A 15,079-nucleotide genomic window follows, 5' to 3' on the forward strand; every position below is an offset into this window, starting at 1 on the left:
ACTAAACTTTCTTTAGTTTTTTTTTACCTATTATTACTCTTAAAACATTTGCTATTTCTAAATCTTTCTTTCCTAATCCATATCCAATTTCATCTAAAGTCATATCTGGAATAGGAATAAATTTTTCAGAAAGGGCTTTTACAATTGCAGCACCTGTAGGAGTTACTAATTCTGATTTAATTCCTTTAGAGTATACAGGAATATCCTTTAAAATTTCTAAAGTGGCTGGTGCAGGAACAGGTATATTTCCATGTGCACAATTAACAAATCCTGTTCCTATATGCAAAGGAGAAGCATATACTTTATCTATATTAAGTTTATCTATACAAATAGCTGTTCCTACTATGTCAACTATAGAATCAACAGCTCCTACTTCATGAAAGTGAATATTATCTATTTCTTTATCATGTATCTTTGCCTCAGCATTTGCTACTATTTTGAAAATTTCTTTGCTTAGTTTTTTTACATTTTCATTTAATTGACTATTATCAATAATATTATTAATATCATGTAAATTTCTATGAACATGATTACTTTCTTCATCATTCTTTATAATTACTTTAAAATCTGTTCCTGTTATTCCATTTTTTTTACCTTTTTTTATCTGGATTTCATATCCATCTAAATTGAGCTTGTTTAATTCTTTAATAAATTCTTCTTTATTAACGCCTAAATCCAATAAAGCACCAATAGTCATATCTCCACTAATTCCTGATAAGCAATCAAAATACAAAAATCTTTCTTCCAATTGTTTTCCTCCTCTTAAGATTACTTAATTTTATCTATTTGTTTTATTATTGTGCTAGCAAAATATCCAGCACCAAACCCATTGTTAATATTTACTACTGAAACTCCACTAGCACAACTATTAAGCATTGCAAGTAATGCCGCTAAACCATTAAAATTTGCTCCATAACCTACACTTGTAGGAACTGCTATAACAGGTTTGTCAACTAGTCCACCTACAACACTAGCTAAGGCCCCTTCCATTCCTGCCACTACAATTATAACATTTGCTTCATCTAAATTTTTTCTATGTGATAACAATCTATGTATACCAGCAACACCAACATCATACAGTTTCTCCACTGTATTTCCTAAAAATTCAGCAGTAATTGCTGCTTCTTCAGCCACTGGAATATCGGAAGTTCCACCTGTTACAACTAGAATTTTACTTTTACTCTTTTTTATTTCATTTTTTCTAATCATAATTATTCTAGCCATCTCATTATATTCGATATCTTCTGTAGTATCTTTTAATGCTTCATATACTTCTTTATTTGCCCTAGTAGCTAATATATTACTATTACGTTCTAGCATTTTCTTTACAATACCCTTTATATGTTCAATTGACTTCCCTTCACAATATATAACTTCAGGGTATCCTTGCCTTAATCCTCTATGATGGTCAATTTTTGCATAGCTTAGATCTTCAAAGGGTAAATCCTTTAATTTTGTCAATCCAGTTTCTATATCTAGTTTTCCTTTTTTTATATCCATTAATATAGATTTTATTTTTTCGGCTTCCAACATAAATCTCCTTTCTAAATTTTAATTGTTCTATTTTTGTTGCATACATTATACCAAAAAATATACCAAATTTACAAAATGCGACCACGTTATATTTAAGTGGTCGCATTTTTTCCCTTTAGGAGAGGGGAACAAATTTATTTATGTAATAAAACCTGAATATCTTCATATTCAGGTTTTATTGTAAATGTTTTTGAACTATTTTGTTAACAAGACTACCATCTGCTCTACCTCTAACCTTAGGCATAATTGCAGACATTACTTTCCCCATATCCTTTTTACTTTCAGCTTCTACCTCTTCGATAGTCTGCTTTACAAGTTCTTCAATTTCTTCTTCAGTTAACTGTTTTGGTAGATATTCTTTAAGTATTTCTATCTCTTTTTCAGTTAATTCAACTAAATCTTCTCTATTCCCCTTTTTAAAATCTTCTAATGAATCTCTTTTTTGTTTAACCTGTTTAGAGATAATTTGAATAATATCTTCATCTGTTAATTCTTTTCTCTCATCTACCTCTTTTTGCTTAATAGCAGCTCTAACCATTGTAATAGCATTTTTTCTTATTTTATCTTTATTTTTCATGGCTACTTTAAGGTCTGACATTAATTTATCCTTAAGTGACATATTATCACCTTCTATCTTCTTTTATTTTTTCTTCTTGCAGCTTCTGCCTTTTTTTTACGCCTAACGCTTGGCTTTTCATAGTACTCTCTTTTTTTAATTTCTGATATTATTCCATCTCTTGCACACTGTCTTTTAAATCTTCTTAGAGCACTGTCTAAAGATTCATTCTTTTTTATTCTTACTTCTGTCATCTTTATCCCTCCCCTCTCCCACTAACTGCCAAATTAAACAGAAAGTGGATTATAGTTGCTGTTTGTTATAGTTAAAATAATCTATATATAGTTAAAATTAACCTGGAGGCCATTGTAATTGTCTTCCACCTAATAAATGGTAGTGAAGATGTCCAACGGTTTGACCACCTTCCTCACCACAATTATTAACTATTCTAAAGCCTTTTTCATCTAATCCTTTTTCCTTTGCAATTCTGTTAATTACCAAATGAATATGTTTTATTATATCGCCATTATTTTCATCAATTTCCTTTATTGATGAAATATGTTCCTTTGGTATCACTAATATATGAACAGGAGCTTGTGGATTAATGTCATTAAAAGCTATAACTTTTTCATCTTCATATACTTTATCACTAGGTATTTCTCCGTTAATTATTTTACAGAAAATACATTCTGACATTTTTTGTTTCACCTCCTTGCAAAAGCTTCCCATACTTCTATATATTCAACATAAACAATTAAATTCCTCTAACTTATACTATTTCACCAAATAAATTTTCTCCAATAGCTTCTTTAATTTTAACTTTCAAAATTTTCCCTTCAACAGATTCATCGGCCTCTGATATAACCCTTATATAGTTTGTAGTATATCCTTCCATACATCCTTTCATGTTTTTTGATTTCTCTTCAAATAAAACATCCATTGTTCTTCCAATAAACTTCTTATTATAATTTTTAGTAAGCTCACTAGCCAGTTCAATTAAAATCTTACTTCTCTTACTTTTTGTATTTCCGTCTATTTGATTTTTAAACTTAGCAGCTGGTGTTCCTTTTCTAGGTGAATATTTAAATACATGTATTTTTGAGAAACCAATTTCTTTAATAAAGTTATATGTTTCTATAAACTCTTTATCAGTTTCACCTGGAAATCCTACAATAATATCTGTAGTTATACTTGAGTCTGGTAGATATTTTCTAATAATATCAACTGACTCTTTATATCTGTCTGTAGAATATTTTCTATTCATCCTTTTAAGTACTGTGTCACTTCCGCTTTGAAGTGATAGATGGAAATGATTACATACTTTTTTAAGGTTTGCAAACCTATTCATAAATTCATCTGTTATAATTGTAGGTTCTAATGAGCTTAGCCGAATTCTTTCTATCCCTTCTATATTATGTATATTTTCTATAACATCAATAAGTTTTATTCCCTTTAGGTCTTTACCATAAGATGCAATGTGTATCCCCGTTAAAACTATTTCTTTGAATCCCTTTGAAGCTAGATTTTTAACTTCTGTTATTATATTGTCCATTTCTCTGCTTCTAACTGTACCTCTTGCATAAGGTATAATACAATATGAACAATATTGGTTACATCCTTCCTGTATTTTTAAAAATGCTCTAGTTTTACCTTTTACTTCTATAATTGACATTTCCTCAAAATCTCTTACTTTCATTATATCTTCAACGGCATTTATCTTTATACTTTCATTTTTAGCTTCTTCACAAAGCTCTACTATTTTATTTCTATTATTTGTCCCCAAAACAAGGTCAACTTCCTCAATATTTAAAACCTCGTCAGGTGAAGTCTGGGCATAGCAACCTACTACTGCAACTACTGCATTTTCATTTAATCGTTTTGCTTTTCTAATAAATTGTCTTGACTTCTTGTCCCCTAAATTGGTTACTGTACATGTGTTTATAACATATATATCTGCTTTCTGGTTAGCATCTACAACTTTATATCCTTTTTTCTGAAATAATTCCATCATTGCCTCTGTATCATATTGGTTAACTTTACAACCTAAGGTATAAAAAGCTACGGAATTCATTTAAATCACTCCTAAATCTCCAAGCTCATACATAACTATAGATAATACAGTAAATCCAGCAGTTTCGGTTCTTAATATTCTTGGACCTAGTGACACTACATGCCAGTTAAGTTTGTTAATATTATCTATTTCTTCTTCTTCAAAGCCTCCTTCAGGTCCAATTATTATATTAACTTTATGTTTCCCTTTATTTTTAGCCAAAATATCCTTCAATCCAACTTTATCTTCATTTTCATAAGGAACTAATATAAATTCTTCTTTTTCTAAGGATTTTAGCATTTCATTAAAACTTACAATTTCACTTACTGCAGGTATTATTCCCCTTCTACATTGTTTTGCAGCTTCTTTAGCTATTCTTCTCCATCTATTTAACTTTTTTTGTTCCTTTTTTTCATTTTTTAATTTAACTACACTTCTTTTCATTTCAACAGGTACTATTTGACTAATACCCAACTCAGTAGCCTTCTGAATTATTAAGTCCATTTTACTTGATTTAGGAATACCTTGATACAATACAACTTCTAAGTTTGGTTCACCTTTGGATTTACTCTTTTCCAATATATTGCATTGAACATAATTTTTTTTGATATCAGTTATTTCTACTAAATAATCGTTCTTTTGGCAATCACAAACAGTTATTAAATCACCTTCATTAAGCCGTAAAACATTTCTTATATGTTTAACATCTTCTCCTTCTATAATGACTCTGCCTTCTTTTATATTATCTTTATTTACAAAGAATCTATTCATATCAAGACCCCTCTTTTAACTTTGAAACTAAACATGCCCATTCTCCCATTTTAATACAATCAACAACTTGAAGGCCATTATCTTCTAAAGCTTTTTTTACTTTATCAATTTTTTCTAAAATAATTCCTGAAGCAATAAAAACTCCATCTTCAAGTAAAAAGTCTGAAATATCCTTTGCAAGAACTGTAATAACCTCTGCTATAATATTGGCTACAATTATATTGGCTTTACTATTTACAACACCTAGTAAATTTCCGTGTCTTATTTGAACAGTATTAGCAACTCCATTTTTTCTTACATTTTCCCTAGAAACTTTAACAGATACCTCGTCTAAATCTACGCCAACAACACTTATTGCACCAAGTTTAGCAGCAGCTATGGATAGAATTCCCGTACCACATCCTATATCAAATACTACATCAAAAGGATGTACATATTTCTCAAGTTGTTTTATACACATAATTGTAGTTTCATGGGTTCCTGTCCCAAAGGCCATTCCAGGGTCTAACTCTATTACTATTTCATCATCCGAACTTTTTTTATACTCCTCCCATGAGGGTTTAACGACTATTTTTTCTCCTACTTTTTTAGGCTTATAATATTTTTTCCAAGCGTGTGCCCAATCTTTTTCATAAACTTCTGTTGTTGTAACTTCTCCCAATCCTTTATCAAGATTATACTGAGGTATTTTTTCTACATTTTGCTTAATTAATTCAATCTTGTCTATTAAGTCTTCACTTTCTGGAAGGTATCCTTTAACGATTGCACCTTCAAAGTCATGTTTTAATAGATTAGGGTCTACGTAATCCCAGTCATCCTCATTCTGATCTCTCATGAGAATATCCTTTGGATCTTCTATTACTACACCTCCAACTCCAGCATCATATAAAATATTGGATACAGCTTCAACAGCTTCTGTGGTAGTTTTAATTTGGATTTCAATCCATTTCATATAATCCCCATCCTTTTTAATATAAGTAAGATTAGCCGTCCACATAAATTCTCACTTTATTATACCCTATAATTTCAAAAAAAACTAGTTATATATTTTAAAAACAACAAAAACAATAATCACTCCATAAATTTATGGAGTGATTATTTTATCCTCCAAAAGCATCCTTAACTTTATCAAAAAAGCCTTTCTTAGTTTCATTTATTTTTTCACCTGACACTTCTGCAAACTTTTTTAATATTTGTTTTTGCTCTTCATTTAATTTTTGGGGAACTTGTATTTTCAACTTAACATATTGGTCTCCTTTTCCATTTCCACCAAGATATGATATACCCTTGTTCTTTAGTCTGAAAACTGTGTCAGGTTGAGTTCCCTCAGGAATTTTATATTTTACCTTCCCATCTACCGTTGGAACTTCCACTTCAGCTCCTAATGCTGCCTGAACAAAAGATATTGGCATTTCATAATATATGTCATAGCCATCTCTTTTAAAATATTTATGTGGTAATACATTTATATAAACATATAGGTCTCCCCTTGGACCTCCTCTTTCTCCTGGTTCTCCTTCTCCCCTTAAAGGAATTACAGAACCTGTATCTACACCTGCTGGAACCTTTAAAGTAATCTTTTTTATTCTTTTTTCCTTACCTGTTCCCCCACATTTGCTACAAGGTTCTTCTATAACTTCCCCAGTTCCATGACATTTATCACAGGTTCTAACATTAACAAACTGACCAAAGGGTGTTCTTTGTGCATATCTTACTTCACCAGTTCCGTTACATTGAGAACAAGTTGATTTATTTGAACCAGGTTTAGCCCCTGTTCCATTACAAACAGTACAATCTTCTGTTCGCTTTACCTTGATTTCCTTTTCTGTTCCAAAGGCTGCTTCTTCAAACTTTATATCTAAGGTAATTTTTAGATTTGCACCTTTTTTAGGTCCTGTATTTCTTTTTCTAGAGGAAAATCCTCCACCAAACATATCAAATATATCGTCAAAAATATCACCAAAGCCACCTGCACCGTGGCCAAATCCACCAAATCCGCCAAAACCCCCTGCAGCATCTTCATCTACACCTGCATGACCAAATTGGTCATATCTTGCCCTTTTGTCTGAATCACTTAATACTTCATAGGCTTCTTTAATTTCTTTAAATTTTTGTTCAGCTTCTTTATTATTAGGGTTTAAATCAGGGTGATATTTCTTAGCAAGTTTTCTATATGCTCTTTTGATGTCTTGTTGGCTAGCATTTCTGTCAACACCTAAAACCTCATAATAATCCCTTTTGCTCACTATATACCACCTCTCAACATTAAAAACCAAAGCTAAATCCAAAGGATTTAGCTTTGGTAATCTTATTTATTATCTTTGTCTTCCTCATCTACAACTTCATAGTCAGCATCTACAACATTGTCATCATCATTTTCCGTTTGTTGACCTGTTTGAGCTCCTGCCTGTTGCCCTTGGGCTTGTTGGTTAGCCTGTTGTTGTGCTGCTTGTTGATACATCTTTTGTGATAAGCCATGGAATTCTTGTTGAAGTTCTTCTGTCTTTTTCTTGATTTCTTCTGTATTATCTCCTTCTAAAGCTTTTTTCAGTTCGTCTAATTTGGCTTTAACATTAGCCTTTTCAGATTCACTTACTTTGTCTCCTAGATCTTTTAAAATCTTTTCTGTTTGATATACCATTGAATCAGCATTATTTCTGGCTTCTACTTCCTCTTTTTTCTTTTTATCTTCTTCAGCAAACTTTTCTGCTTCTTTAACCTTTTTCTCTATTTCTTCTTCTGATAAATTAGTAGAAGCTGTTATTGTGATTTTCTGCTCTTTACCTGTTCCTAAGTCCTTTGCTGATACATTTACAATACCATTTGCATCTATATCAAAAGTTACTTCTATTTGAGGTACTCCCCTAGGTGCTGGTGGTATTCCAGTTAATTGGAATCTGCCAAGTGTTGTATTGTCTTTAGCCATTTGTCTTTCACCTTGTAGAACATGTATATCAACAGTAGTTTGATTGTCTGCTGCAGTTGAGAAAATTTTACTCTTTTTAGTTGGTATTGTAGTATTTCTTTCAATAAGCTTAGTAAATACTCCACCTAATGTTTCAATTCCTAGTGAAAGTGGTGTAACATCTAGTAATAACAAGTCTTTAACTTCTCCACTAAGTACCCCTGCCTGAATAGAAGCACCAATAGCAACACATTCATCTGGATTAATCCCCTTATGAGGGTCTTTACCAGTTAAATTCTTAATTGCTCTTTGAACAGCAGGTATTCTAGTTGAACCTCCAACTAAAATAACTTTGTCTATATCTGAAGGACTTAAACCAGCATCTTCTAGTGCCCTTCTAGTAGGACCCATTGTCCTTTCTACAAGGTGTGCTGTTAATTCCTCAAATTTTGCTCTTGTTAAATCCATATTTAAATGTTTAGGTCCATCTTGAGTAGCTGTAATGAATGGTAAGTTTATGTTTGTAGTTGAAACAGTTGACAATTCTTTCTTAGCCTTTTCAGCAGCTTCTTTTAATCTTTGTAAAGACATCTTATCTTGTCTTAAATCAACTCCATTTTCTTTTTTAAATTCTTCTGCTAAATAATCTATAATCGCTTGATCAAAGTCATCTCCACCTAAATGGTTATCTCCACTTGTAGCAATAACTTCAAATACTCCATCTCCAATTTCTAAAATAGATACATCAAATGTACCTCCACCAAGGTCAAAAACTAATATTTTTTGCTGTTCTTCTTCTTTATCTAAGCCATAAGCTAAAGATGCAGCTGTTGGCTCGTTTATAATTCTTCTAACATTTAATCCAGCTATTCTTCCAGCATCCTTTGTAGCTTGTCTTTGACTATCAGTAAAATATGCTGGTACAGTAATAACTGCATCAGTAACCTCTTCACCAAGATAACTTTCTGCATCGGCTTTAAGCTTTTGTAAAATCATAGCTGAAATATCCTGTGGAGTAAATTCCTTTCCATCAATGTTTACTTTATGGTCTGTACCCATATGTCTTTTAATAGAGATTATTGTTCTATCAGGATTTGTTATAGCTTGCCTTTTAGCTGGCTCTCCAACTAATCTTTCTCCATCCTTAGAAAAAGCTACAATAGATGGAGTAGTTCTGTTACCCTCTGCATTAGGTATAACTGTAGGTTCCCCACCTTCTAAAACTGCTACACATGAGTTAGTTGTACCTAAGTCGATTCCAATAATTTTTCCCATTTTCTGTTCCTCCCTTTCTTTTATTATTTTGATACTTTAACCATACTAGGCCTAATTACTTTATCTTTGAATTTATATCCCTTTTGAAAAACTTCAATAATAGTATCTTCTTCATATTCATCATTTTCTTCTGAAGATACTCCATGGTGTAAGTTAGGGTCAAACTTTTCACCTATTGATTTAATTTCTTCTAAACCTTTTTGTTTAAGTATATTAATAAATTGGTCATATACCATTTTTACACCTTGATAAAAACTATCTTCTTTATCTTTTTCCTCTACAGCATCCAATGCCCTTTCAAAGTTATCGATTACAGGAAGTATTTGAGTTATTAAATCTTCATAAGCATTTATGTAAATACTATCTTTTTCTCTATTTACTCTTTTTTTATAGTTAGTAAAATCTGCTTGTAATCGTAAAAACCTACTGTTTAATTCTTCTATTTCTTCTTCTTTTTCTTTTAATTGCTTTTTATATTTTTCTTCAATTTCATTAGTCTTATCCTCTTTGTATTCTTTACTATCTTCATTTAATTCCTCTTTAATTGCTTCTAAATTACTATCAGCCTCTTCTTTCTCTTTAATATTATCTATTTCTTTATTCTTTTCTACATTATCCATAAACTTATCACCTCTCATTTTCCTTTGTAAAGACGATTATTTTTATATTTGAAACATAATCATAAGGATGAAATATTATCTTCCACCCCTATTATAATATTGATTTAAAATATCGTTTAAATTTAAAGATATAGTTTTTACAATTGAAATAACCTTTGAGTAATCCATTCTAGTTGGACCAATGACTCCAATTTTCCCTATTGTTTTCCCATTTAGACTATATGTAGCCGTAATAAGACTACAATTTTTAACCTCTTCATAGCAATTTTCCTTACCTATTTTTATTTCTATATCTTGTAATCCACTTTTCATAAGCATATCAACAACTAAATTTTTATCTTCTATAAAAGACAAAAATGCCTTTGCCTTCGATACATCATTATATTCTGGAAAATTAAAAATGTTAGTTACGCCATTTGCATACAAATCAACTTCTTCTAATTCATCTACTGCTTGATAAATAAGTGGTACTACTTGGTTAATAGTATTTTTCAAACTATACATTTCTTGAATAAGCTCATATTCTAAGCTACTTCCAATATATTCAATTGGATGTCCCTTTAATTTTGCATTTAAGTAATTTGTTATTTTATTTAGATGGTCATGTGTTATATCATTATCCATCATAAATATTGTATTCTTAGCTATACCAGTATCTGTTACTATTACCACCAATACTTTCCTTTCATCTATTGGTACAAGTTGTATATGTTTTAATCTACTTTTTTTAAACTGTGGTGCTATAGCTAAGGATGTATAATTTGTAAGCTTTGATAATATTTTAGCTGAATTTTGTATTAACTGTTCTATTTCTCTAATTTCTTTAGAAAGTCCCTTTTTAATCTTTTTTCTTTCCAATGAACTTATACTTTTTAATTCCATTAAACTATCAACATATAATCTATAAGCTTTATCTGAAGGTATCCTGCCTGCTGAAGTATGTGGCTGTACAAGGTACCCTAATTCTTCTAAATCTGACATTTCGTTTCTTATAGTAGCAGAACTAACACCTAGATTGTATTTTTTAGCTATAGTTCGTGAACCAACAGGCTGCGCCTTCTTAATATAACTATGGATAATTGCCTGCAAAATTTTTAGTTTTCTTTCATTAAGGTCCATAAAATCACCTCTATGGCATAGCCAACTTACAAACTAATTATAATTATTTATTAGCACTCTATGCTATCGAGTGCTAACCTTACGTCATTAAATTATCATTGAATCGTAGATTTGTCAATACCCTTATATTTTAAAATTTATATTATATATTAAATAAACTCCATAAATACAATATTTGCTAAATCTAATCCTTTTTTTGTTAGCTTAATATTTTCTTTATCTTCTCTGATAAGTCCAAGGTCTTTAAGTTTAATTAATTGTTTATTATAAATGTTATGAATATCAATTTTAAACCTTTCCCTAAATTCTGCTTTATTTATACCATCAACTAGCCTCAGTCCTAAAATCATAAACTCTGATATTTCTGTTTGGCTATCAATTTTTTCTAGTTCTATAATAGGCTTTTTATCTTTTTCTAAATATTTAAAATAACTTTCAAAACTTGCAACATTTCTCCATCTTTTTTTAGAGAGATTAGAATGGGCAGATAAACCAATTCCTAAATATGGTTTAACTTTCCAGTAGATTATGTTATGTCTACATTTAAAGTCCTCTTTTGCAAAATTTGATATTTCATAATGTTTAAAACCGTTTTTTTCTAATATTTCTTTGCCTTTGTAATACATCCGTCTTTCTAAATCTTCACTAGGAAGCTTAAGTTTTGATTGATTATATAGTTTATAAAAAGGTGTTCCCTTTTCAATCTTTAAACTATAAAAAGATATATGTTTAATATCTAAAGTTATGACCCTTTTTAAGGTATTTATAACATCCTCTAAGGTTTGGCTAGGAAGATTAAACATAATATCAACGTTTATGTTTTCGAAACCTTCTTCTTTTATAAGCTTTAAGCTATTGAAAAAATCTCCTGACGTATGTATACGTCCGATTTTTCTAAGTAGATTATCATTTAAAGATTGTAAGCCAATACTTATTCTATTTATTCCTATATTCCTGTAAGTTCTTAACTTTTCCCTTGTTAATGTTTTAGGATTACATTCTATTGATATTTCTATTTTTTCTTCAGTTTTAAATTTTTTAAAAAGATAATTTATAATTTCTTCAATATATCTGGCCTCAATAGCTGACGGAGTGCCTCCACCTATAAAAACTGTTTTAATAATACAGTTAGGGTATTCTTTTGCATAAATATCGATTTCCTTTTTAATATAATAGACATATTTTTCTACTAAATTGAATTTTTCAGGAAAAGAATTAAAATCACAATAATAACATTTGCTTTTACAAAAAGGAATATGTATATAAACTCCTATCTCTTTCATAAAAAGTCCTCCAGAGAACTACATTATAGTTTATCAAAGAAATTGGGACAAAGTATATATTCTTTGTCCCAATTAATCATTGTCAAACTTAAGCACAGATAGAAAAGCCTCTTGTGGTACTTCAACATTTCCTAACTGTCTCATTCGTTTTTTACCTTCTTTTTGCTTCTGTAATAGCTTTTTCTTTCTTGATACGTCTCCTCCGTAACATTTAGCTAAAACATCTTTTCTCAATGCTTTTACAGTTTCTCTTGCAACAATCTTTGATCCAATAGCAGCTTGTATAGGTATTGCAAATAAATGCCTAGGTATTGTTTCTTTTAGCTTTTCAGCTATACTTCTACCCCTTTCATAGGCTTTTTCTCTGTGTACAATAATAGAGAATGCATCAACTACTTCTTTATTTATTAGAATATCTAATTTTACTAGATCTGATCTTTCATAACCCTTTAATTCATAATCAAGGGAAGCAAATCCCTTTGTTTTTGATTTTAATGCATCAAAAAAGTCATATATTACTTCATTTAAAGGTAAATCATAATGAAGTACAACCCTTGTCTGGTCTAAATACTCCATATTTTTCAATGTTCCCCTTCTTGCTTGGCACAATTCCATGATTGGTCCAACATATTCTTTTGGTGCCATAATTGAAGATTCAACAATTGGTTCTTCCATATATTCAATTTCTGTTAAAGGTGGTAAGTTTGTTGGATTCTGAATATTTATAATCTCACCATCTTTTTTCTTTATTTTATATATAACACTAGGAGCAGTTGTAATAATATTTAAATCAAATTCCCTTTCAAGTCTTTCCTGTATGATTTCCATATGCAATAATCCTAAAAATCCACATCTAAATCCAAATCCTAATGCTGCTGATGTTTCTGGTTCAAATGTTAATGCAGCATCATTTACTTGTAATTTCTCTAAAGCGTCCTTTACATTATTGAAATCTTCACCCTCAGCAGGATAAACTCCACAGTATACCATTGGAGTTACTTTTTTATAACCTGGAAGAGGTTTATTAGCAGGTCTATCTGCCTCTGTTATAGTATCCCCAACTCTAGCATCTCTTACGTTTTTTATACTTGCTGTTACATATCCTACATCACCTGCTCTTAATTCATCTACTGGTACTTGTGAAGGGGTAAATATTCCTACCTCTGATACTTCAAATTCCTTATCTGTAGCCATCATCTTTATCTTCATACCTGGCTTTATAGTTCCCTCAACAACCCTTATATATGCAGTTACTCCCTTATAACTATCATAAAAAGAATCAAATATAAGGGCCTTAAGTGGGGCACCGCTATCTCCTTTTGGAGCTGGAATTTTCTGTACAATACTTTCTAATACATCTTCAATATTTATACCTTCTTTTGCAGATATTAAAGGAATGTCACTACAATCCAATCCAATTACATCCTCAATTTCCTTCTTAATTTCTTCAGGTCTTGCACTAGGTAAATCAATTTTATTTATTACAGGGATAATTTCTAAGTCTTGGTCTAATGCCAAATAAACATTGGCTAATGTTTGAGCTTCTATACCTTGGGCAGCATCTACAACAAGTAGGGCGCCTTCACATGCAGCTAAACTTCTTGAAACTTCATAATTAAAGTCTACATGCCCAGGTGTATCTATTAAGTTTAATATATATTCATTTCCATCCTTTGCTTTATAAACAAGCCTTGTTGTTTGTAATTTTATTGTAATTCCTCTCTCTCTTTCTAAATCCATATTATCTAGAATTTGCTCTTTCATTTCCCTTTCTGTTAAAAGACCTGTCTCCTCTATTAATCTATCTGCTAGGGTAGATTTTCCATGGTCTATATGTGCTATTATACTAAAATTTCTTACTCTATTTTGTCTACTGTTAGACATATAAATCCTCCTCTAGTCTAGGAATAATCTTAAACAATTATAACATAATAATTCGATTGTTAAAAGATTAAAACTTTTAATAAAATACCGGGCTTAAGCCCGGTATACTAATTCTTAATATAGTTTTTTATGAAATTTAAAGTATTTTCTAATTTTACTTTAAATTTTGATATTGTTTCATCTAATTTTTCCTCTTTTATTTGATAGTTTTTACCTAATAAGTGTACTGTAATATATTCATTATTATTCCGAAAATCAAAAACTCTCATATCTTCTATATACAAAAATTCTCTAAAGGATTTATCAACAATATTTATTCCTCCGATAAATAACATAATAGTAACTAATAAAATTATTCTTTTTTGTCTTTTTATTTTTTTTTCCTTTTTTCTGCGCTTATATCTTTCTAACCTTTTACCCATAATAATCACCAGGATTATTATGGACATAAAATAAAATATTTATTCTTCACATTTAATAAAGAAAACCAAATCTATTATCAAAGGGAAAATATCTAAAACTAGCTTTTCCTTTTATTAAATCTATTGGTACTGGACCAAAATATCTACTATCTTTGCTAGCTCCCCTTTCCCTATTATCTCCTAAAACAAAAACATGACCTTGAGGAACTTTTAATTTTATATTGCCATATGTATAGCTTCCTTCTCTTATATATTCTTCCTTTAATAACTTATTATTTACATATACTTTTCCATTTTTAATTGCAATTAAATCACCTTCAATTGCAATAACCCTTTTTATGTAGTCTTTCTCAGGATCATCAGGTGCTTTTAATACAACAATATCTCCCCTTTGAGGTTCATTAAAGAAGTATACCACTTTATTAGTAAATAATCTATCTTTTTCATGAAGAGTTGGATACATTGAACTACCCAATACATAAGTAGAATTAAAAATAAAAGTTTTTATTAAAATTGCAATTATTACGGCTAAACCAATACTTTTTATCCATTCGTATATTTCTTTTTTTATTTTGTCTTTTGACAAAGTTCCACCTCCTGCTAGCTAATCATAAAATTATTATATCACTTTCTAAAATAAAATAAAAGGTAAGTAGATTAA

The 15,079-nt window shown here is 30.2% G+C and carries 16 protein-coding genes; all 16 read right to left on the reverse strand.

Annotation, left to right across the window (positions count from 1 at the left end):
* Position 1: 1 nt before the first annotated feature.
* On the reverse strand, positions 2 to 748 hold the full coding sequence (gene larC, locus BET03_RS14095; protein WP_279230316.1) for a nickel pincer cofactor biosynthesis protein LarC: 747 nt from the start codon (positions 746 to 748) through the stop codon (positions 2 to 4).
* A 20-nt stretch (positions 749 to 768) separates the two neighbouring features.
* Complete coding sequence (larB, locus tag BET03_RS02675; protein WP_120166953.1) at positions 769 to 1,530, reverse strand: nickel pincer cofactor biosynthesis protein LarB; 762 nt, start codon at positions 1,528 to 1,530, stop codon at positions 769 to 771.
* A gap of 178 nt (positions 1,531 to 1,708) precedes the next feature.
* On the reverse strand, positions 1,709 to 2,152 hold the full coding sequence (locus BET03_RS02680; protein WP_120166955.1) for a GatB/YqeY domain-containing protein: 444 nt from the start codon (positions 2,150 to 2,152) through the stop codon (positions 1,709 to 1,711).
* An 11-nt stretch (positions 2,153 to 2,163) separates the two neighbouring features.
* Complete coding sequence (rpsU, locus tag BET03_RS02685) at positions 2,164 to 2,343, reverse strand: 30S ribosomal protein S21 (RefSeq protein WP_120166957.1); 180 nt, start codon at positions 2,341 to 2,343, stop codon at positions 2,164 to 2,166.
* A 97-nt stretch (positions 2,344 to 2,440) separates the two neighbouring features.
* Positions 2,441 to 2,785, reverse strand: a complete 345-nt coding sequence (locus BET03_RS02690; RefSeq protein ID WP_120166959.1) for a histidine triad nucleotide-binding protein — start codon at positions 2,783 to 2,785, stop codon at positions 2,441 to 2,443.
* Positions 2,786 to 2,858: 73 nt separating this feature from the next.
* A complete protein-coding gene (gene mtaB, locus BET03_RS02695) occupies positions 2,859 to 4,160 on the reverse strand; it encodes a tRNA (N(6)-L-threonylcarbamoyladenosine(37)-C(2))-methylthiotransferase MtaB (RefSeq protein WP_120166961.1) in 1,302 nt (433 codons plus the stop codon).
* On the reverse strand, positions 4,161 to 4,910 hold the full coding sequence (locus BET03_RS02700) for a 16S rRNA (uracil(1498)-N(3))-methyltransferase (RefSeq protein ID WP_120166963.1): 750 nt from the start codon (positions 4,908 to 4,910) through the stop codon (positions 4,161 to 4,163). It lies immediately after the preceding gene.
* Position 4,911: 1 nt separating this feature from the next.
* A complete protein-coding gene (gene prmA, locus BET03_RS02705) occupies positions 4,912 to 5,862 on the reverse strand; it encodes a 50S ribosomal protein L11 methyltransferase (RefSeq protein ID WP_120166965.1) in 951 nt (316 codons plus the stop codon).
* Between the two features lie 148 nt (positions 5,863 to 6,010).
* Positions 6,011 to 7,156, reverse strand: a complete 1,146-nt coding sequence (gene dnaJ / locus BET03_RS02710; protein WP_120166967.1) for a molecular chaperone DnaJ — start codon at positions 7,154 to 7,156, stop codon at positions 6,011 to 6,013.
* 62 nt (positions 7,157 to 7,218) lie between these two features.
* Positions 7,219 to 9,090: a molecular chaperone DnaK gene (gene dnaK / locus BET03_RS02715; protein WP_120166969.1), complete on the reverse strand. Its 1,872-nt coding sequence runs from the start codon at positions 9,088 to 9,090 to the stop codon at positions 7,219 to 7,221.
* Between the two features lie 23 nt (positions 9,091 to 9,113).
* Positions 9,114 to 9,710, reverse strand: coding sequence for a nucleotide exchange factor GrpE (gene grpE, locus BET03_RS02720; protein WP_120166971.1), 597 nt, complete (start codon positions 9,708 to 9,710; stop codon positions 9,114 to 9,116).
* 75 nt (positions 9,711 to 9,785) lie between these two features.
* Positions 9,786 to 10,829: a heat-inducible transcriptional repressor HrcA gene (gene hrcA / locus BET03_RS02725; protein WP_120166973.1), complete on the reverse strand. Its 1,044-nt coding sequence runs from the start codon at positions 10,827 to 10,829 to the stop codon at positions 9,786 to 9,788.
* Between the two features lie 149 nt (positions 10,830 to 10,978).
* Positions 10,979 to 12,112 (reverse strand): radical SAM family heme chaperone HemW, encoded by a 1,134-nt coding sequence (gene hemW / locus BET03_RS02730; protein WP_120166975.1) that lies wholly within the window; start codon positions 12,110 to 12,112, stop codon positions 10,979 to 10,981.
* 72 nt (positions 12,113 to 12,184) lie between these two features.
* Positions 12,185 to 13,996 carry a translation elongation factor 4 gene (gene lepA, locus BET03_RS02735; protein ID WP_120166977.1) on the reverse strand — a complete coding sequence of 604 codons (1,812 nt, stop codon included), beginning with the start codon at positions 13,994 to 13,996 and terminating at the stop codon, positions 12,185 to 12,187.
* 107 nt (positions 13,997 to 14,103) lie between these two features.
* Entirely contained in the window at positions 14,104 to 14,445 is a 342-nt protein-coding gene (locus tag BET03_RS02740) for a hypothetical protein (protein ID WP_183108688.1), read from the reverse strand.
* Between the two features lie 25 nt (positions 14,446 to 14,470).
* On the reverse strand, positions 14,471 to 15,004 hold the full coding sequence (gene lepB / locus BET03_RS02745) for a signal peptidase I (RefSeq protein ID WP_279230318.1): 534 nt from the start codon (positions 15,002 to 15,004) through the stop codon (positions 14,471 to 14,473).
* Positions 15,005 to 15,079 lie beyond the last annotated feature (75 nt).

Source organism: Thermohalobacter berrensis (assembly GCF_003609645.1).
Lineage (GTDB): Bacteria > Bacillota > Clostridia > Tissierellales > Thermohalobacteraceae > Thermohalobacter > Thermohalobacter berrensis.